Origin of the sequence: Streptomyces sp. NBC_00310 (assembly GCF_036208085.1) — a bacterium.
Classification (GTDB): domain Bacteria; phylum Actinomycetota; class Actinomycetes; order Streptomycetales; family Streptomycetaceae; genus Streptomyces.
Genome location: NZ_CP130714.1, coordinates 10,443,595 through 10,462,075, shown reverse-complemented (window position 1 = coordinate 10,462,075; position 18,481 = coordinate 10,443,595). Strand labels below are relative to the sequence as shown.

Here is an 18,481-nt window from a genome sequence, read left to right as displayed (position 1 = left end):
GAAGAGGTTCCGAGCCGAGCATCGTCCCCGGCGGGGAGAGCACGGCGGCGGCGTGGACATCCCGGTGGGTGTCCACGCGGAGGACGACCTCGCCTGCCCGCGGCGGAAGTTGGCTGGTGTCCGGGGGTGCTGAACGTTCGAGGCCGTCTTCGCCGACCAGCACAGCGACTGAGGCGACGGGGTTCCGAGCCGGGGCGGCCGCAACGGCTGAGCTCAGAGCTGTGAGCGGAGCACGCCCCCTGCAGACTGTTCCCGGTCCGGGCCGCGCGTGTCTGTCCGACCGTCCCGCGGGCCCGAGAAGCCGGGCGCGAGCAGAGCCGAAACCGTCCGGGGGCTGGGGGCGGACGCAGGACCAAAGTCTCCTCGCCGGGTCGGAGTCGGGTGGCTCGGCCTCTTCGGATGCCGTACGGCCCGTACCCTTCGTAGTGTCCATGGCGTCACCTAGCGGGCGCCAAACCACTGGAGGCAACACCTCGTGCTGATTGCTCAGCGTCCGTCCCTGACCGAAGAGGTCGTCGACGAGTTCCGCTCCCGGTTCGTGATCGAGCCGCTGGAGCCGGGCTTCGGTTACACCCTCGGCAACTCCCTTCGCCGTACCCTCCTCTCCTCGATCCCGGGTGCGGCGGTCACGTCCATCCGTATCGACGGTGTCCTGCACGAGTTCACCACCGTGCCGGGCGTCAAGGAGGACGTCACCGACCTGATCCTCAACATCAAGCAGCTGGTCGTCTCCTCGGAGCACGACGAGCCGGTCGTGATGTACCTGCGCAAGCAGGGCCCGGGTCTGGTCACCGCCGCCGACATCGCGCCCCCGGCCGGTGTCGAGGTGCACAACCCCGACCTCGTCCTCGCCACGCTCAACGGCAAGGGCAAGCTGGAGATGGAGCTGACGGTCGAGCGCGGCCGCGGTTACGTCTCCGCCGTGCAGAACAAGCAGGTCGGTCAGGAGATCGGGCGCATCCCGGTCGACTCGATCTACTCGCCGGTTCTCAAGGTCACCTACAAGGTCGAAGCCACGCGTGTCGAGCAGCGCACCGACTTCGACAAGCTGATCGTCGACGTCGAGACCAAGCAGGCGATGCGTCCCCGTGACGCCATGGCCTCCGCCGGTAAGACCCTGGTCGAGCTGTTCGGTCTCGCCCGCGAGCTCAACATCGACGCCGAGGGCATCGACATGGGTCCGTCCCCCACGGACACCGCCCTCGCCGCCGATCTGGTCCTGCCCATCGAGGAGCTCGACCTCACCGTCCGGTCGTACAACTGCCTCAAGCGTGAAGGCGTCCACGCCGTGGGTGAGCTCGTGGCGCGTTCCGAGGCCGACCTGCTCGACATCCGTAACTTCGGTGCGAAGTCGATCGACGAGGTCAAGGCGAAGCTGGCCGGCATGGGCCTGGCCCTGAAGGACAGCCCGCCCGGATTCGACCCCACCGCCGCCGCCGACTCCTTTGGTGCGGGCAGTGTCGCGGACACGGGCTTCGTGGAGACCGAGCAGTACTGAACACGGGCTCACCCGGTCAACCGGGCCGTGTCCCGCTCGATGACGGCGCGTGCGGGCCCGGTCACCGGAACGACAGCTGCTCGGTGGCCTCGGGCGGCTGCTCGGTGGCCCCGGGCTGCCGCGGATGGCGAGGACCGTGTCCACTGCCCGCGCGCCACGTCCGCAAGACGAGTCCGCGACGATCGATGCGGACCGGAACAGGTGACCGGGATGCGCTGATGCGCATCCCGGCCGAGCGGGAACGAGCGCTCCCTCTTGGGGTGACGCCACGCGGGGGCTGTGCTTGCGAGCGCGGCCCCCGCCGGCTACCCGTCGACCGCCGTCCCGCCATCGCTGTGTGGGCGCACCCCGCCCGTCACACGGAGACACGCGCAACGTCGGTCTACCTCGGCGCCACGTCGGTCTACCTCGGCCCCACGTCGGTTACCTCGGCCCACGACAGATCTTCCACGACAGCCTTCATGGGCCCGGGGTCACGGCCCCGGTCCCGGATCCGGCTGTACGGCCTCGGTGATCCCGGCCCGGGCCGCTTCGAGCTGAGCGGCGAACGCGATGCCCAGGAACAGCGCCACACCGGTCAGGTTGGCCCACAGCAGCAGAGCGACGAACGCCGTCAGCGGTCCGTACACGGCGCCGAACGATCCGCTCTTGGCGACGTAGAGCGCCAGCAGCCACGTGGCCGTGATCCACAGGACCAGGTGGACCGCCGAGCCGAACGCGAGCCATGTGTAGCCCGGCTGGTCCCTGCGCGGAGCCCAGCGGAAGATCACCGCCGACGCGACCCAAGCGAGGACCACGCCCAGGGGCACTTCGAGGGGCCCCCACCAGTCGAGCAGCTCCCGGGGCCAGCCGAGGGCCTCCACCACCGCGTTGCCGACTGCGTCCCCCGCGACGAGCACCAGGAACCCCAGGACCATCGGCGTGCCCGCCGCGAGGGCGAGGAGCAGGGACCGCCCGTACTTGCTCAGGAACGGCCGGTCGCGTTCGATGCCGTAGATGCGGTTGGCTCCTCGCTCGACCTGCCCCATCGCCGAGGCGAGGTTGAGTACGGCGAAGGCCAGTCCCACCCACATGGCGACCGCGTTCCAGACTCCGGTACCGGCGCTGCGCGCGGTGGCGTCCAGCGCGTCCTCGACCAGACTCGCACTGGCGCCGGGCACGATCTGGCCCAGGGTGAGTTCGATGATCCGCCCCACGCTCTCCGTGTGCACGGTGGTGGCGACGCCGACCAGCGCGATGGTGAACGGCACCAGGCCCAGGACCACTTGGAAGGCGAGCGAACGGGAGTTGGTGAAGCCGTCGGCGTAGCGGAACCGGGCGAACGCGTCGAAGAGAAGACGGCGGCCGCCGTAGTGCCTCAGCGCGGTGAGCGCCTCGTCTCCGGAGAGCTCGTCCCCGATCATGTCCCGCGTCTGCGGGACGTGCACAACGGTCCCCATCGAGAACGTCTCCTCGTGTCGTTCGTACGGCCAGATGAGGAACGCGATCTTTGCCGCCGGGAGAACCGTACAGCCGAACGACTGCGGACGACTGCGGCGGTCGGTCGTCAGGTGGATTCAGGGTGGCTGCCGGGCCCGCTGGTGCCGTGGGACAGAGGAGTGGGCGAGAGAGTGGTGTCCTCCTCGCCGGGCTCCAGGAGGGTGTTGGCGGCGCCGACGACGAGCGGGTCGGGGGTACCGACCGCCTCGGGATCCTTGCTGGTGTAGTCCATACGCCACAACAGACTGCGCATGGTTTCCAGCCGGGCGCGACGCTTGTCGTTGCTCTTGACGACGGTCCAGGGCGCGCTCTCGGTGTCGGTGGCGCGGAACATGTCGACCTTGGCCTCGGTGTAGTCGTCCCACCGGTCCAGCGAGGCCAGGTCGGTGGGAGAGAGTTTCCACTGGCGCACCGGGTCGACCTGCCGGATGGCGAAACGGGTGCGCTGTTCGGCGCGGGACACGGAGAACCAGAACTTGACCAGCAGAATGCCGTCGTCGACGAGCATCCGCTCGTAGGCCGGGCACTGCTCGAGGAACAGCTCGTACTGGTCCTTCGAGCAGTAGCCCATCACGCGCTCCACGCCGGCCCGGTTGTACCAGGAACGGTCGAAGAAGACGATCTCCCCCGCCGTCGGCAGGTGTGCGATGTACCGCTGGAAGTACCACTCACCGGCCTCGCGCTCGGTGGGCTTGTCCAGGGCCACCACTCGTGCGCCGCGGGGGTTGAGCCGCTCGGTGAGGCGTTGGATCGTGCCGCCCTTGCCCGCCGCGTCGCGCCCTTCACACACCACGACCACACGTGCGCCCGTGTCCTTGACCCACCGCTGGAGCTTGAGCAGCTCGATCTGCAGAACACGCTTGAGCCGCTCGTACTCCTCGCGGCCGACCTTCTGGTCGTACGGATGGTTCTCGCGCCAGGTATCGAGGGGGCGGCCTGTCCCGTCCAGGAGGATCGGCCGCTCCTGCCGGCTGGTGTCCACGGTCAGTCCGTCCAGCAGTCCGTCGGCCTGTTCAGCGTTCATCACACCACTCCCGTACCGTCCCGTGAACTCAGTAATCGGTGTGCGCGCCCTCGACTGTCCAGGACAGCATCCGGCGCCCACCGCGGAGACCTCATTGCCCCGGGCAGACACGCCGGTCGGCATGGCCTCGCCGAGGTCAGAGGGGCATACGGCCACGGGTGCGACGACCGGCCGAGCCGCTGCGGCCCACGGCGCGGGAACTCGTCCGGAACGGCTTGCTGAAAAGCCTGCCCAGGACACCGGGCGCCTTGCCGCCGGCCCGCGCACCGGCACCGAGCGAGCGCTGCGTGCCGCGTTCGGGGTGCCGGGAGAGACGCGGGACGAAGAAGGCCAGTACGGCCAGGACCACACAGACTCCAACAACTACGGCGATGATCACGAGTCGGCTCCCTTGCTAGTCGGGCTTGATCGGTCGCTTGATCGGTCGCTTGATCGGTCGAGAGGACCGAGTGCCCCGTCACGTTCGCTCTATGTGACCGGCGCCCTGGGTGGCTCAAGGGTTGAGCTTTGCGCTTTCAAGCTCGCCGTTGATGGTGGGAGATGCCCGAGTCCGACTCGCGAGTCAGACCGGCCAGATAGGCGTCCAGGGGCTGAACACGTCCCGGGAGGAGCTCCCGAAGGCTCCACCAACGGACGGCCGCGATCTCCTCGTTGGCCTGAAAGTCCCGAACGACGGTGGTGCGGCCCACGAACCGCCATCGGTCGAGGACCATCAGGACACTGTCGGCGCGCCACACGTGCCCAGTCGCTTGGGCACCCGGGTGCGGGGGCGGATGTTCTGCGTCACAGTGGAATCGAGAGCGGATGGACTCACATGGCCATACTCCGAGTCCTCAGCGCACTTGTTCCGCGGTGACGGTGATGCTCAATGGCCTGGCCCGTTCATGGGCACATCGGCGGACAACGCGTCGCCTCTGACTGGCAATGGACGCTTGGGCCGACTCGCCCCCTGATCGGTCGGCCTCTCCGCAGTCCTGCCGCGGCTGCGTGCCGCTCACTTTCCTCGCCGACACCAGGAGGGTCCGAGAAATGAACTCTTTCCCCAAGCCCGTGATCGATTCCATGGCCGATCGCGCCATGCGCCTGCACCACATGCTGTGGCACACCGCGCGTGACAACTGGATGGTTCTTACGCCGGAGCAGCAGGAGGTCTTCCACCACCACGGCTGGGAGCCGCCACGCCCGTCCTTGACGGCGCCGGACCCTGTTACCGGGAAGCGTGACATCGAATTCAACAACGGCTCGGGCGAGGACTTCCTGTTCATGCACCGGCAGATGATCGCTGCGGTCAACGAGATACTCGCCGAACTGGGCGATCCTCAGTACCCCCGTGTGGAGGGGTGGCCGACGGTTCCTTCCCCGGAAGACACCGCGTACCCGGTGCCACCTCCGTTCGACATCCCGGGAGACACCGGAACGGCCGAAGCCATCCGGAGCGCCAAGACCCAGGAGAAGTTCAACCAGATTCGTGCGTGGGAAGCGGAGTTCACCGACCCTGCGAAACTGCGTCAGATGACCCTCGGTCGTCTCGGAGCCAGGATCGAGTTCGGTATCCACAACACCATGCATCTGCGCTGGTCCGCCCAGATGCCCGAATATCGGCCGGGCGGCGACGAATTCAGCATCGACCCTCGGTGGGACGACGCGAGCTACAACTGGCTCGCCGACACCTACTCCGCCCACGTGAACCCCATCTTCTGGAAGCTTCACGGCTGGGTGGACGCCCGGATCGACGACTGGATGGCGGCCAAGGAGCTGACAGGGCCGGTGCCGTGGAGTTTCGACCCTCCGTGGAGCGGCCCCGTGGGACACGACCCTCACCGTCACCCCGTGGCCGGGCTCGTCGTTCAGGCTCATCCGGGCAACGGCGAGGCCGCCGCTCTGCAGTCGATTCTCGGCGGCATGGAAACGACGGTCGAGCATCTGAAGCGAGCAGGCGTGGGCGAACCCGCTCGCTTCCCCGTCTCCGACGACGCCTGAGCACTCTGGACAGTCAGCCTGACCTGACGGTTGCGTCAGGTCAGGCGTCCCGCTTCACCGCGAGGAAACTGGCCGTCTGGCCCGCCCGGGCCAGGCTGGCACCGCTCCCGTGGTCCTTCGCGCGCAGCACGGTCCCGGCGAGCGTCATGCGCTGGTTGATCCCCGTCTCCCAGTGGCGCAGGACGCCGCCGTCGTACTCGTAGTGGAAGTCGGCGATGGGGGTGTCGGTGCGGCCCTTGCCCGTCAGGGTGAACGCCACGGGCGAGGCTGCCGGCACCTTCGACACCTTCCCGACGATGTCCATCGCCAGCGGTTCGGCACCCAGTGACCCCGGGAAGACCAACTCGCCGCTGATCGCCCCTTCCGGGTCGACGAAAAGCCTCAGCTCCAACTCCGCGAACCGGAGCTTGTTGAAATCCTCCACGGGTTCCGGCCTGTTGAGGAAACTTCTGTAGGTATAGGTCCCAGACAGCTCTGGCTCGCTCATCCGACCTCCTGAACAGTGCGATGACACATCGGCGACACCCCGCGAAGCGTGCCGCAGAGGGCGTCCCGCATGTGGGGGGCTCGCCGACCTTGTCCGCAAAACAACCCCGAGCGTGCCGACACGCGGGCCGACCGGGGCCGTCGCAGCGCAAAGGTGCGGACTGGCCCGCCTCACCACAGCACCCGCTGGGGCGAGCCCCCCATCCCATCGGCGGCCGCTGCCGCCGTCTCCTGTCTCTCCGTACACCATTCCGGAATACCCCAGGGGGGTATATGGTTGGGCTGTGAAACCCGAAGCGGCGGGTCACACTGGACGGGAATGGGGATGACGGCCATGGATCACAGCGCCCACCACACCAGCACTGCACACACGCACACCGCCGACCAGGATCACGCCGGGCACCACGGACCGCACGCGCCAGGGGCATCCTGGTCCACGGCGGCGAAGGCGACGCTGCACTGCCTGACCGGCTGCGCCATCGGCGAGATCCTCGGCATGGTCATCGGCACCGCGCTGGTCTGGGGCAATGTCGAGACCATGGCCCTGGCCATCGCGCTCGCCTTCGTGTTCGGCTACGCGTTCACGCTGTTCGCGGTCCGCAGGGCCGGCCTGGACTTCAAGACCGCGATCAAGGTCGCCCTCGCCGCCGACACGGTGTCCATCGCCGTGATGGAGCTCGTCGACAACGGCATCATCGCCCTGGTCCCCGGCGCCATGGACGCCCACCTGTCCGACGGGCTGTTCTGGTCGGCCCTCCTGGGAGGCTTCGCCGTCGCGTTCGTGATCACCACCCCGGTGAACAAGTGGATGATCGGCCGCGGAAAGGGACACGCCGTCGTCCACGCCTACCACTGACGCGCCTTCCGCCCACAGCACACGCGGACATCCCCACGCCCAGGCGACGACGGCCAGTCGGGCGGGCGGGCGGACCAGTCACATGGTGGGCCCGGACAAATCCTGGGGCCTGTGCAGGTTCTGTTTGCGATGCTTGTCGCCGGGTCCGGGTCTGAGGGAGAACGGTATGGAGCCGGTAGCACTCCGCCGCGCAGTTGAGGCAGGACGGACGATCGCTTCGGAGCTGGGCCTTCAGGTCGACGATGCGATCGTCATCCACGACTCGGACCGCGTCGCGCTGCGCCTGGTCCCTTGCGATGTTCTGGCTCGGGTCGCGCCTTCGGGGCATCTGGCTGATTCCGAGTTCGAAGTAGAGGTTGCTCGCCGTCTCGCCGACGTCGACGCTCCGGTGGCTGAGCTCGAGCCTCGGGTCGCGCCCCGCGTCCATGTCCGTGATGCCTTCGCCGTCTCGCTCTGGACCTACTACGAACCGGTGGGACCAGAGATCACGCCGGTCGACTACGCGGACGTGTTCCTGCGGCACCACGCCGCCCTGCGCCAGATCGATCTGGATGCACCCCATTTCACCGATCGCGTCGCCGTGGCACTGAGAGAGGTGAGCGACCGGGAGCGGTCCCCCGAGCTGCTCGATTCTGACCGGGAACTCCTCAGCGACACACTCAGTGGACTGAGCGCCGCGATCAGCACCGACAAGGCCGTCGACCAGCTGCTGCACGGCGAACCGCATCCGGGCAACCTCCTGAACACGAGGAGAGGGCCGCTTTTCGTAGACCTCGCCACGTGCTGCCGTGGGCCGATCGAGTTCGACCTCGCCCATGCGCACGAAGAAGTGGGCCAGCACTATGCGGGGGCTGACCACGGTCTGATCCACCGGTGCCGCGCCCTGAACTGGGCGATGTTCTCGGCCTGGCGCTGGCGCCGGGACGACCAGATGCCTGACCGGGGCCACTGGAGAGTGGAGGGGCTCAACCGGGTTCGTGCTGCACTCGACCGCTGCGGACTGGGCTGAACTGGAGACAGGGGGCTGCTGGAACCCGACCCGCTGCGCCGTGTGCGGCATCCCAAGCGGTGCAGCTGTCGGGCTCGGCCGACTTGAGAGGACATCGGCTGTCCGGCCAGGGCCGATTGCATGGCCGCACCGAAGGGCCTCGCCGCAGTACCTGCCCTCGCCTCTCACCGGCCGGCTCGTCGACCGCTACGGCCGCATGACAGTCGCCGCCGCCTCCGCGGCACCACCCTCCTCGTCGTCGGCGTCCTCGTCGTCGGCGTCCTCGCCGCCACCGCGCCCGGTGCCTCCGTCGCCCTCCCCGCGCTCTTCCTGGCTCAGCTGAGGCTCGGCCGGAACCTCGGCCTTGTCTCAGGCACGGCGATCATCAAGCATCCGCTGTGAAGGCCGAGATCCAGCCTCACGCGCACGACACCGCCGCAGCCACCATCAGCCGAGGACCCGCAGCAGGTGCTCCACCGCCTCGGCCATGCGGGTGCGGGCGGTCGCCAGGTAGGCCCGCGGGTCGACGGTGTGCGTGTCCCCGGTGATGAAGTCGCGAATCGCTCCGGTGAAGGCGATGTTCAGCGCCGTACCGACGTTGATCTTCGTCATGCCTCCCCTCGCCGCACGGCGGAGTTCGTCGTCGGGTACGCCGGTCGAACCGTGCAGGACCAGAGGGGCTGGGACGGCGTGCGCGAGCCGGGCGATGAGTTCGTGGTCGAGTCTTGCGGTTCTGGTCGTCATCGCGTGGGAGCTGCCGACCGCGACGGCGAGCGCGTCGACGCCGGTGGCGGCCACGAAAGCGCGCGCTTCCTCGGGATCGGTGCGGACGCCGGGGGCGTGTACGCCGTCCTTGCCACCGATCGCGCCGAGTTCGGCCTCCAGCCACAGGCCCTGGTCGTGGGCCCAGTCCGCCGCGGCGCGGGTGGCGGCGACATTCTCCTCGTGCGGCAGCGCAGAGGCGTCGTACATCGCCGAGCCGAAGCCGAAGTCGCAGGCGCGGCGCAGCAGTTCCTCGTCGGTCACGTGGTCCAGATGCAGGCCGACCGGGACGCGGGCAGCCTCCGCCACGGCGGCCGTGGCGGAGGCGAGGGGGCCGAGTGAGCCCCCGTGGAAGCGGACCGCGTTCTCGCTGATCTGGCAGACGACCGGTGCTCCGGCAGCCTCGGCGCCCGCGACGATCGCCTCGGCGTGCTCGAGTGTGATCACATTGAACGCGCCGACGCCACGGCCGTCGGCGCGGGCCATGCGGACGAGTTCGGCGGTGGAGATCAGGGGCATGGGTGGTTATGGCCTTTCCTCGGCAGGGAGAGCCGTGCACGCTGAGACAGCCGTGCACGAATTCGCTTGTTTTGGCGAGATAACATGCTCAAACAGGCATCAGTCATCACATCCGGGCGCGGCACATCCGCTCTTCGGAGATCCGGTCTTCACAGATCCAGGCTCGGGAGATGCGGACTTCGAATGCGGACTTCGGATGCGGACTTCGGCCCGTGATGGTCATGGGCCCGGACACCACGAACAGGGGACGACGCATGGCGGCACCACAGGCCAGATGGAGCGCGTTGCTGGAGCTGCTGACGCGCGACGGGCGGATCGAGGTCGAGGCCGCCGCGGACGAACTGCGGGTCTCCGCCGCCACGATCCGGCGTGATCTGGACGAGCTGGCGCGCCAGCAGATGGTCACCCGCACGCATGGCGGCGCCGTGATCAACGCGATCGCGTACGACCTGCCGCTCCGCTACAAGGCCGCGCGCAACGCTCCGGAGAAGGAGCGGATCGCCGACGCGGCGGCGGGCCTGGTGAAGGCGGGCGCCGTGGTGGGTCTGAACGGCGGCACCACCACCACAGCGGTCGCCCGGGCGCTGGCCATCAGGCCCGAGCTGAGCACAGAGGGCGCCGGTCCCTCGCTGACGGTTGTCACCAACGCGCTGAACATCGCCAACGAGCTGGTCGTACGCCGCCATGTGAAGCTCGTCGTCACCGGAGGTGTGGCCCGCCCTGCTTCGTACGAACTCACCGGGCCGCTGGCCACCGAAGTGCTCGCACAGATCACGCTCGATCAGGTCTTCATCGGCGTCGACGCGATCGATGTCAGGCACGGGGCCACGGCCCAGGACGAGGGCGAGGCCGGCATCAACCGGGCGTTGGCCCTCCGCGCCGAACAGGTGATCGTGGTGGCGGACTCCTCCAAGCTGGGTCGGCGGGCCTTCGCCCGGATCTGCCCGGTGGAGGACGTCCATGTGCTGGTGACCGACAAGGCGGCGGGCCCCGACCTGACCGAGCCGTTTGCCGCTGCGGGCGTGGAGATCGTCCGGGCCTGAAGGTCTTCGCACGTGCCGGACCGGTGCCGACGGGCGTGCGGCCGAGGCCGGAGCCGGAGCCCCTGCAGAGGCCCGGTCGACCGGGGTCGGAGTCCTGGCCCCGACCCTGCCCCCGCCTTCGCCCCCGTCCCCGCCCCATGGGCCTGCCCGGCGGATCACTTGATGCCGCCGGCCGTCAGACCGCTGATCAGATAGCGCTCCACGAAGACGAACAGGACGACGACCGGCACGATCGCGATCAGCGAGGTGGCGAAGAGATACTGCCACTGCTCCTGGTACGCCGTGACGAAGCCCGGGATGGCCTTGGTCAGCGTCGTCCGGTCGCCGGACGAGGTGATGGTGAGCGCGACGACGTACTCGTTCCAGGCTCCGATGAACGTGTAGACGAGCGCGGTCACCACTCCCGGCAGCGCCAGCGGCAGGGTGACCCGGACCAGCGCGCCCAGCCGTCCCGCCCCGTCCATGTACGCCGCCTCCTCCAGCTCCCTGGGGATGCTCGCGAAGTACGCGTTGAGGATCCAGATGCAGAACGGCAGGTTGAACGCCGCGTTGACCAGGATCAGCCCCTCCGCGGTGTCGGTCAGATCGAGGCTGACCATCTCCCGGTAGATGCCCACCAGCAGCGCGGTCGGCGCGAACATCTGGGTGACCAGCACCAGCAGCAGGAAGGCGCCGCGCCCGCGGAACCGGTTGCGGGCGGTGTAGTACGCGGCGGGCAGTCCCACGGCCAGTGCGAGGAGTGTGGACATCCCGGCGACGTACAGCGAGAACCAGAGCGCGTCGCTGACGGGCGGATCCTTCAGCGACCAGACGTCGGCGAAGTGGGACCACTCCCACCGTGACGGCAGATAGGACGGCGGTGACCGCATCAGTTCCGGCGTCGGCTTCAGAGCCGTGAGCAGCATCTGAAGGTACGGCGCGAGGAACGTCAGGGCGACCAGCCAGCCCACCGCGGCGAGCAGTACGGTGCGCAGCCGGGGCGGACGCCGCCTCCGGGCGATGGTGCGACCACCCTTGGCCGCGGTTCCGGTCGCGGTTTCGGCTGTGGGCGCTGTTTCAGCCGTGACGGCGGACATCAGCCGGTCTCCTCTCGGCGGCGGACGACGCGCAGGTACACCAGCACCACCAGGAGGATCAGCGCGAAGTTCACCACGGCCAGGGCGGCCGACTCGCCGACGTCCTGGTTGTCGAAGGCGAGTTTGTACATATAGGTGGTGGTCGTGTCGGTGGAGAAGCCGGGGCCGCCTCGGGTCATCGCCCAGATGACCGGGAACGAATTGAACACATTGATGACGTTGATGATCGCGGCGACCAGCAGGGACGGGCGCAGCAGCGGCAGCGTGATGCCGAGATAGGTGCGGACCGGTCCCGCTCCGTCGAGGCGGGCCGCCTCGTAGACCTCGGCCGGGATGGTTCCCAGTCCGGAGAGGATGACGAACGCGGTGAACGGCAGGGAGACGAAGACCGCCACGGCCATCATCCAGGCGAATGCCTGGACCGGATCGGCGAGCCAGTTCACCGGCTTGTCCAGGATTCCGACGTCCATCAGTACGCGGTTGACGACGCCGTAGAAGTTGTTGAGCATCCAGCGCCAGGTGAGCGCCGTCATCAGTACCGACGCCGCCCAGGGCACGATCAGCGCCCAGCGGACCAGCCGACGCCCTGGGAAACGGGCGTTGAGCAACTGCGCCAGGCCCAGGGAGACGGTGATGGTGACCGTCACCACGCCCACCACCCAGATCAGGGTGCGCACTACCACGCCCGGCAGGTCAGGCTCGGCGAACAGCTCTGTGTAGTTGGCGCCGCCCGCGAAGCCCTGGGTCAGACCGGTGGAGCTGATGTCCATCAGGGAGGTGCGGACCATCTCGACGACGGGCCACACGACCACGGCCAGGATCAGTGCGAGTGCGGGGCCGACCCACAGCAGCGGCTCCAGCGCCCGCAGACGGTGTGCGGACCGGGGGCGGCGGGAGCCGCGTTCCGGTGCCGCGGGGGTCCGGTCCTCCTTCTCCCCCGCGGTGGGTGCGGTGACGTCCTGTACGGCCACCCCGTCAGCCGTCGTTCTCTGCGGTCTTCTGGATTTCACTGAGGACCTCTTCGGGCTCCGCACTCGACACGGCGGTACCGATGCGCTGCTTCACGGCGCCCTCGACGGTCGCCCAGTTCGGGTTGTCGGTGGGTGCGAACCGCGCGCCCGACAGCGCCTCGACGAACGGTTTGTAGTAGGCGGAGTCCGAACTCAGCGCGTCACCGGCCGACTTGGTGACCGAGAGGAACCCCTCGGTGGACAGGAACTTCGAGGCGTTCTTCTTCTGGTAGAAGAAGTCGAGGAACTTGTTGACGGCGTCGCGGTTCTTGCCCTCGTCCTTCTTCTTGAACGCCACCAGGTAGTCCTGGACACCGAGCGTGTTGTGCGTCGTACCGTCCTTGCTGGGCAGCGGCGCGACGCCGTAGTCCAGTTCCTTGTCGACGGTGTCGATGAAGCCCTTGCGCATGAAGACGGCGCCGTTGATCATGCCGATCTTCCCCTGGGCGAACTGGTTGAAGACGTCCTTGCGGTTGGTGGCCTCGGGGTTGGGCTGGGTCAGACCGGCCTTGGTGAGCTTCCGCAGGAAGTCCAGCGTCTCCACGTTGGCCCGCTGGTCGACGGCCCACCGTCCCGACTCGTCGGTCCAGCCGCCGCCGTTGTTCATCGCCCAGATGGAGAACTCGGCCTGGGCCTCCTCCGCACCGAGCGGCAGGCCCAGCGGGATGTCCCCGGCCTTCTTCAACTTCTCGGCGGCGTCCTCGACCTCGGCCCAGCTGGACGGCGGCTCGGCTATCCCGGCCTTGTCGAAGAGGTCCTTGTTGTAGAAGAAGAGCCGCGCGCTGGAGATGAACGGCAGACCGTACTGGACGCCTTCGTACCGCGCCTGGTCGGCGAAGAGCGGCAGGAAGTCGGCGAGCACCTTGGGCGACACGACGTCCTTGGCCCGGTAGATCAGATCGTCGCGCGCGAAGTCGGAGAACTTGTTGTAGTTGAGGACGTCGGGCTGCTGCCCGGTCTGGATGTACGTCTTGACCTTGGAGTCGATCTGCTCCCAGTCGACGACCTCCAACTCGACCTGGTAGCCGGGGTTCTCGGCCTCGAAGTCCTTGATGAGGTTCTCCCAGTAGGGCTGGGTGTCGTCGTCGTACTTCGCGGCCACGAATCTGATCGTCCTTCCGTCGGCGTCGCCGCCACCGGACGAACCTCCCTTGCCGCATCCGGTGAGGACCAGGGCGAGGGCCACACCTGCCGCGCTACCTACGAGGTGCCGTTTCACGGGGTACCCACCTTCACTGCAACCGAGTGATTGTTTCTGCTTGAAAGTGGCTAAGATCAAGCATCAATACCCATCATGCCCAACAGATCTCGCATGATGTCAAGGGCCGACGGCGACCACTCGGTTTCGCCGCGACCCCCATGAGCACCGAGACGGGAGCCCCTTCATGAGTCGGACCGAGATCGAGATCGCCACCCAGCCCGAGTGCTGGCGCCGCGCCATCGAACTGGCAGGGCGGCCGAACGACCCCTCGTGCACGGCCATGCCCCGGCCCGGCGAGCGGGTCGCCGTCGTGGGCTGCGGAACCTCCTGGTTCATGGCCCATGCCTATGCGCTGCTCCGGGAATCCGCGGGCCACGGGGAGACGGACGCCTTCGCGGCCTCCGAGATGCCGGCCGGCCGGGCCTACGACCGGGTGGTCGCGCTGACCCGGTCCGGCACCACGTCGGAGGTACTGGAACTGCTCGGCCGACTGCGCGGGCGGACGCCGACCGTCGCGGTCACCGCGGACCCGAAAACCCCGGTCATGGACGTCGCCGACGCGGCCGTCGTGCTCGACTTCGCCGACGAGACGTCGGTGGTGCAGACCCGGTTCGCCACCACCGAACTGGTGCTGCTGCGCGCGCTGCTCGGTGAGGACCTCGGCCATCTGGCGGCACAGGCCGCCTCGGCGCTGGTCGAACCACTGCCCGAAGAGCTCCTCGACGCCGAGCAGTTCACCTTTCTCGGGCGCGGCTGGGCGTACGGGATCGCCCAGGAAGCGGCCCTGAAGATGCGCGAGGCGGCCGGCGCCTGGACGGAGGCGTACCCCGTCATGGAGTACCGGCACGGGCCGATCAGCATCACCGGACCGGGCCGGGTGGCCTGGTGGTTCGGCGACCCGACGGCCGTTCCCGGTGGTCTGGCGGAGGAAATCGCGCGCACCGGCGGCCAGTTGGTCGCCCTCGGGCGCGACCCGGTGGCCGACCTCATCGTGGTGCAGCGGTTGGCCGCGGCCCTCGGCGGGAAGCGCGGGCTCGACCCGGACAACCCCCGCCATCTGACCCGCTCGGTGATCCTGACCTGACCCCTGCCCGGATCCGGCGGCCCTTGGCCGCCACCGCCGGCCCCCGGACCCGGCCACCGGACCCGAGCACCGGACCCGAGCACCGGAACGGAAACGGCCGGATCGGGCGCGGTTCACACGGAATTTACAGCCGTTTTCCCCGGGTCGGCGGCCTCCCGAGGCAGGGCGCTGACCCGGGAAACCAACCGCCACCAGGGCCGGTAGTGGCCCGTGATGCTCCTGATGAATCATGAAGGAGAGTGTTGACAGCTGACGTTTATCGCCAGAGCATGAACAGAAATACGCATGATCTTGCAGTGCTGCTCCATCACGCCATGCCCCGCCCCGCAGGAGGACGTGAGTGCGCACCCATCCGCTCAGACCACGCAGCCTCGGCACATTACTGGTCGCCGCCTCAGCCCTGACGCTCGTCCCGCCCGTCGCCGAACCTTTCACCACAGCGGCACGGGCAGACGCCGCAGCGCGGGCAGACGCCACGGCCCGGCCGAAGGTGACCGAGAGCGCGAACGGCCTCACCCTGTCCGTGCCGCGCACCGGAAAGGCCCCCGGCTACACCGTCGACATCACCACCGACGAACTCGCCCTGACCACCGAGCGCTCCGGCGAAACCGTGCTCGGCACCGCGTCCGGCGACACCGGAGGACTCCGCTTCCGCTCCGACGAGAAGTGGGAGCACGCCACCGCGGTCACCGACTGGACGTGGAAGGACGGCGTCCTCACTCTCACCACCGACACCACCCTCGACGACGCCACCGTCAAGGCCCGGCTCACACCCGAGGCGGACCGCTACCAGCTGGACTGGGACGTCGAAGGCGGCAGCCCCGAGCAACTGGGCCTCGCCTACGACCTGTCCTCGGCCGGCCACTGGTACGGCCACGGCGAGGCGGAGACCCCGCAGGGCGGTCCCGGCGTCAACCAGCCCTGGCCGCTGGACGCCGGTGAGGTCGACCACGAGACCTTCGGCCCGGCCTCGTACAACATGATCGACCCGTTCTGGTACACCTCGAAGTCGACCGGTCTCCATGTCGACACCGGGCACGTCATGGACGTGGCGATCGACAAGGGCAAGGACGGTCTCGGCACCTTCACCGTCGAGTCGCCCGACACCTACAAGGCCACCGTGTTCGTCGAGTCGACCCCGCTGGAGGTCTACCGCGACTACATCGGCATCGTCGGCAAGCCGGCCAAGTCGGACGCCACGTACGAGCAGTACGCCAAGCCGCTGTGGAATTCCTGGGCGCAGTTCTACACCAAGATCGACCAGGAGAAGCTGCTCGACTACGCCACCGACCTCCACGACAACGGTCTGGACGGGCACACCATCCAGCTCGACGACAAGTGGGAGTCGAACTACGGCAATCTGACCTGGGACCCCAAGACCTTTCCCGATCCCAAGGGCCTTTCCAAGAAGATCCACGACATGGGGTTCGACTTCGGTATCTGGGTCACCCTGTGGATCAACCTGGACTCCGACAACTACCAGTACGCGGTCGACAACGGCTACTTGCTCATGGACGCCGAGGACACTGCCAAGCCGTGTGAAGTGACCTGGTGGAACGGCCAGGCCGGGATCATCGACCTGGCCAACCCCGACGCCAAGGCCTGGTACGAGGGCAACCTCAAGAAGCTGATGGACACGTACGACATCGACGGGCTGAAGTTCGACACCCGGTTCTTCGACGAGAAGTGCGCGCCGCGCGAGGGCCACCAGGCCACCGACTACCAGAAGCTCGGCACCGAGCTCGCCGACGAGTTCGACCTCCAGGGCGCCGGCATCCGGGTGCACTGGAACCGGACGGCCCACGAGGCCGGCTTCGTCACCCGCCAGGTCGACAAGGGCACCGGCTGGGACTCCCTGCGCGCCTCCGCCACCCAGAACCTGGCCATCTCCACCATCGGCTACCCGTTCGTCGAGTCCGACATGATCGGCGGCTCCGGCGGCCAGCCCGCGCCGTCGAAGAACGTGCTGGTGCGGTGGGCACAGTCCGCCTCGCTGATGCCGCTGATGTACGCCTCGACCTCCCCGGTGGACACCAACGACACCACCACCGGGCAGAAGGTCGACTACGACCAGGAGACGGTCGACCTCTACCGGGAGGCGATCGAGACCCACGAGAGGCTCGCCCCCTACATCTGGGACCAGGTGCAGAGCACCCTGAAGACCGGTGACCCGATCATGCGCCCGCTGTTCTTCGACTTCCCTAAGGACGAGGCGAGTTACACGGTCACCGACGAGTGGATGCTCGGCCCGGCCGTGCTGGCCGCGCCCAAGCTGAGCACCGGCGCCACCCGCTCCGTCCATCTGCCGCCGGGCACCTGGTACGACGTCAACCAGGGCACCGTGATCCGCGGCCCGAAGACGCTCAAGGGGTACGCGGCGCCACTCGGCGTCACCCCGGCCTTCGTCAACCTCAAGGCCAAGGGTGCCGCCAAGGCCGTCAAGGCGCTCAAGCGCGACGACGCTCCGGCCGCCTCCGTCCTGATCGCCCCGGACGCCCCGTCCACCAAAGCCGGTACGCCGTTCGAGGTGACCACCGAGGTGACCAACTGGAGTACCGGGACCCTCAAGAACGCGAAGGTGGCGCTCGACCTGCCCGACGGCTGGAGCGCCAAGGCGACCGGCCCGACCACCGCAGCGTCCCTGAAGAACGGCGCCACACTCACCACCACCTGGACGGTGACCCCGGCCGACGACGCCCGCTGGGGAAGTCACGACCTCACCGGCACCGCCACCTACACCGGATCCAACGGGTCGCAGAAGGTGTCCGACACCGTGCAGGCGCAGGTGAAAGCCGCCCCGGGCAGTGTGCAGGCGCCGTACCTGACGACCGACACCACCTCCGAGGACCCCCAATACGCCCAGGCCAGCGACCAGTTCGCCATCTGGGCGGGCGGCCAGGACCTGTCCGGCTGGAAGGACGAGAAGGGCGTCATCTACCGCGACGACGCCGCCGGGGAGAAGGCCACCGTGCAGGCCCGGTTGGTCTCCCAGAACAGCGCCTCACCGGTCGGCAAGGCGGGCATCGCCTTCGCCAACGACCTGACGGCGCCCGAGAAGGGCGGTTACGCGGTGCTGGCCATGACCCAGAGCTACGGACTGGAGTTCATGACCGACAGCGACGGCGACGGGAAGCTCGACACCTGGGCGGGCGGTGGCTCCACCTACCACCCGGCGTATCTCAAGCTGACCCGGGACGGCACCACCTACACCGCGTATGCCAGCAAGGACGGCGAGACCTGGTCACAGGTCGGCACAGCCCAGGTGCCGTCGGCCGCCGGCACCGGTGACGCGGGGATGGTCGCGAGCGCGGCCAACGTCAACTACCCCGGCGAGAACATCGAAGCCGTCTTCAGCGGATTCTCGGTCACCTCCTGACACACCGGTATCCCCGGCACCACCCCCGCTTCCCGGCAGGCCGCCACTCCCCTGGCGCCTGCCGGGGACGGGCCACTCCTCGCACGTCCGTGAGAGAGG

The 18,481-nt window shown here is 68.3% G+C and carries 16 protein-coding genes and 1 pseudogene; 8 read left to right on the top strand and 9 right to left on the bottom strand.

The window, feature by feature from the left end:
- The first annotated feature begins 475 nt into the window (after positions 1–475).
- On the top strand, positions 476–1,498 hold the full coding sequence (locus OG202_RS45540) for a DNA-directed RNA polymerase subunit alpha (protein WP_326573648.1): 1,023 nt from the start codon (positions 476–478) through the stop codon (positions 1,496–1,498).
- Between the two features lie 473 nt (positions 1,499–1,971).
- Here OG202_RS45540 and OG202_RS45535 read toward each other — a convergent pair whose 3' ends face one another.
- From OG202_RS45535 to OG202_RS45520, 4 genes are all read right to left on the bottom strand, one after another.
- Positions 1,972–2,937, bottom strand: a complete 966-nt coding sequence (locus OG202_RS45535; protein WP_326573649.1) for a YihY/virulence factor BrkB family protein — start codon at positions 2,935–2,937, stop codon at positions 1,972–1,974.
- A 107-nt stretch (positions 2,938–3,044) separates the two neighbouring features.
- Complete coding sequence (gene ppk2, locus OG202_RS45530; RefSeq protein WP_326573650.1) at positions 3,045–4,001, bottom strand: polyphosphate kinase 2; 957 nt, start codon at positions 3,999–4,001, stop codon at positions 3,045–3,047.
- Between the two features lie 136 nt (positions 4,002–4,137).
- A complete protein-coding gene (locus OG202_RS45525; protein WP_326573651.1) occupies positions 4,138–4,380 on the bottom strand; it encodes a DUF6411 family protein in 243 nt (80 codons plus the stop codon).
- A gap of 136 nt (positions 4,381–4,516) precedes the next feature.
- Positions 4,517–4,714: a hypothetical protein gene (locus OG202_RS45520; RefSeq protein ID WP_327726272.1), complete on the bottom strand. Its 198-nt coding sequence runs from the start codon at positions 4,712–4,714 to the stop codon at positions 4,517–4,519.
- 274 nt (positions 4,715–4,988) lie between these two features.
- Between OG202_RS45520 and OG202_RS45515 the strand changes: the two genes are divergently transcribed.
- Positions 4,989–5,981 (top strand): hypothetical protein, encoded by a 993-nt coding sequence (locus OG202_RS45515; protein ID WP_328224620.1) that lies wholly within the window; start codon positions 4,989–4,991, stop codon positions 5,979–5,981.
- A gap of 40 nt (positions 5,982–6,021) precedes the next feature.
- Here OG202_RS45515 and OG202_RS45510 read toward each other — a convergent pair whose 3' ends face one another.
- Entirely contained in the window at positions 6,022–6,468 is a 447-nt protein-coding gene (locus OG202_RS45510; RefSeq protein WP_327726273.1) for a hypothetical protein, read from the bottom strand.
- Positions 6,469–6,801: 333 nt separating this feature from the next.
- Here OG202_RS45510 and OG202_RS45505 point away from each other — a divergent pair, with 333 nt between their 5' ends.
- From OG202_RS45505 to OG202_RS45495, 3 genes and pseudogenes are all read left to right on the top strand, one after another.
- Entirely contained in the window at positions 6,802–7,323 is a 522-nt protein-coding gene (locus tag OG202_RS45505; RefSeq protein ID WP_327726274.1) for a DUF4396 domain-containing protein, read from the top strand.
- A gap of 166 nt (positions 7,324–7,489) precedes the next feature.
- The gene (locus tag OG202_RS45500) at positions 7,490–8,332 is read left to right on the top strand and encodes a phosphotransferase (RefSeq protein ID WP_326573656.1); all 843 of its coding nucleotides are present in this window, start codon (positions 7,490–7,492) and stop codon (positions 8,330–8,332) included.
- Positions 8,333–8,480: 148 nt separating this feature from the next.
- Positions 8,481–8,698, top strand: a pseudogene (locus OG202_RS45495) (MFS transporter); the annotation flags it as partial.
- A gap of 60 nt (positions 8,699–8,758) precedes the next feature.
- Here the strand turns inward: OG202_RS45495 and OG202_RS45490 are convergent.
- Positions 8,759–9,592, bottom strand: a complete 834-nt coding sequence (locus tag OG202_RS45490) for a class II fructose-bisphosphate aldolase (protein WP_327726276.1) — start codon at positions 9,590–9,592, stop codon at positions 8,759–8,761.
- A 254-nt stretch (positions 9,593–9,846) separates the two neighbouring features.
- On the opposite strand from OG202_RS45490, the gene OG202_RS45485 reads away from it, so the two are divergent.
- Entirely contained in the window at positions 9,847–10,635 is a 789-nt protein-coding gene (locus OG202_RS45485; RefSeq protein WP_326573658.1) for a DeoR/GlpR family DNA-binding transcription regulator, read from the top strand.
- Between the two features lie 155 nt (positions 10,636–10,790).
- Here OG202_RS45485 and OG202_RS45480 read toward each other — a convergent pair whose 3' ends face one another.
- The 3 genes from OG202_RS45480 to OG202_RS45470 are packed head-to-tail and all read right to left on the bottom strand — an operon-like array spanning position 10,791 to position 13,940.
- Entirely contained in the window at positions 10,791–11,711 is a 921-nt protein-coding gene (locus OG202_RS45480) for a carbohydrate ABC transporter permease (RefSeq protein WP_327726277.1), read from the bottom strand.
- Positions 11,711–12,682, bottom strand: a complete 972-nt coding sequence (locus OG202_RS45475) for a carbohydrate ABC transporter permease (protein WP_326573660.1) — start codon at positions 12,680–12,682, stop codon at positions 11,711–11,713. The genes OG202_RS45480 and OG202_RS45475 overlap by 1 nt, the downstream gene beginning before the upstream one ends.
- Before the next feature lie 4 nt (positions 12,683–12,686).
- Positions 12,687–13,940: an extracellular solute-binding protein gene (locus OG202_RS45470; protein ID WP_327726278.1), complete on the bottom strand. Its 1,254-nt coding sequence runs from the start codon at positions 13,938–13,940 to the stop codon at positions 12,687–12,689.
- 166 nt (positions 13,941–14,106) lie between these two features.
- On the opposite strand from OG202_RS45470, the gene OG202_RS45465 reads away from it, so the two are divergent.
- Positions 14,107–15,006 (top strand): SIS domain-containing protein, encoded by a 900-nt coding sequence (locus OG202_RS45465; RefSeq protein ID WP_326573662.1) that lies wholly within the window; start codon positions 14,107–14,109, stop codon positions 15,004–15,006.
- Positions 15,007–15,346: 340 nt separating this feature from the next.
- Positions 15,347–18,382, top strand: coding sequence for a TIM-barrel domain-containing protein (locus tag OG202_RS45460; protein WP_328224619.1), 3,036 nt, complete (start codon positions 15,347–15,349; stop codon positions 18,380–18,382).
- Positions 18,383–18,481: the final 99 nt, after the last annotated feature.

Bases quoted from the DNA above. Each gene is read 5' to 3' on its own strand.
- OG202_RS45490 (WP_327726276.1), bottom strand. From the start codon at position 9,592: ATGCCCCTGATCTCCACCGCCGAACTCGTCCGCATGGCCCGCGCCGAC.
- OG202_RS45505 (WP_327726274.1), top strand. From the start codon at position 6,802: ATGGATCACAGCGCCCACCACACCAGCACTGCACACACGCACACCGCC.
- OG202_RS45510 (WP_327726273.1), bottom strand. From the start codon at position 6,468: ATGAGCGAGCCAGAGCTGTCTGGGACCTATACCTACAGAAGTTTCCTC.
- OG202_RS45500 (WP_326573656.1), top strand. From the start codon at position 7,490: ATGGAGCCGGTAGCACTCCGCCGCGCAGTTGAGGCAGGACGGACGATC.
- OG202_RS45520 (WP_327726272.1), bottom strand. From the start codon at position 4,714: ATGGTCCTCGACCGATGGCGGTTCGTGGGCCGCACCACCGTCGTTCGG.
- ppk2 (WP_326573650.1), bottom strand. From the start codon at position 4,001: ATGAACGCTGAACAGGCCGACGGACTGCTGGACGGACTGACCGTGGAC.
- OG202_RS45535 (WP_326573649.1), bottom strand. From the start codon at position 2,937: ATGGGGACCGTTGTGCACGTCCCGCAGACGCGGGACATGATCGGGGAC.
- OG202_RS45485 (WP_326573658.1), top strand. From the start codon at position 9,847: ATGGCGGCACCACAGGCCAGATGGAGCGCGTTGCTGGAGCTGCTGACG.
- OG202_RS45480 (WP_327726277.1), bottom strand. From the start codon at position 11,711: ATGTCCGCCGTCACGGCTGAAACAGCGCCCACAGCCGAAACCGCGACC.
- OG202_RS45465 (WP_326573662.1), top strand. From the start codon at position 14,107: ATGAGTCGGACCGAGATCGAGATCGCCACCCAGCCCGAGTGCTGGCGC.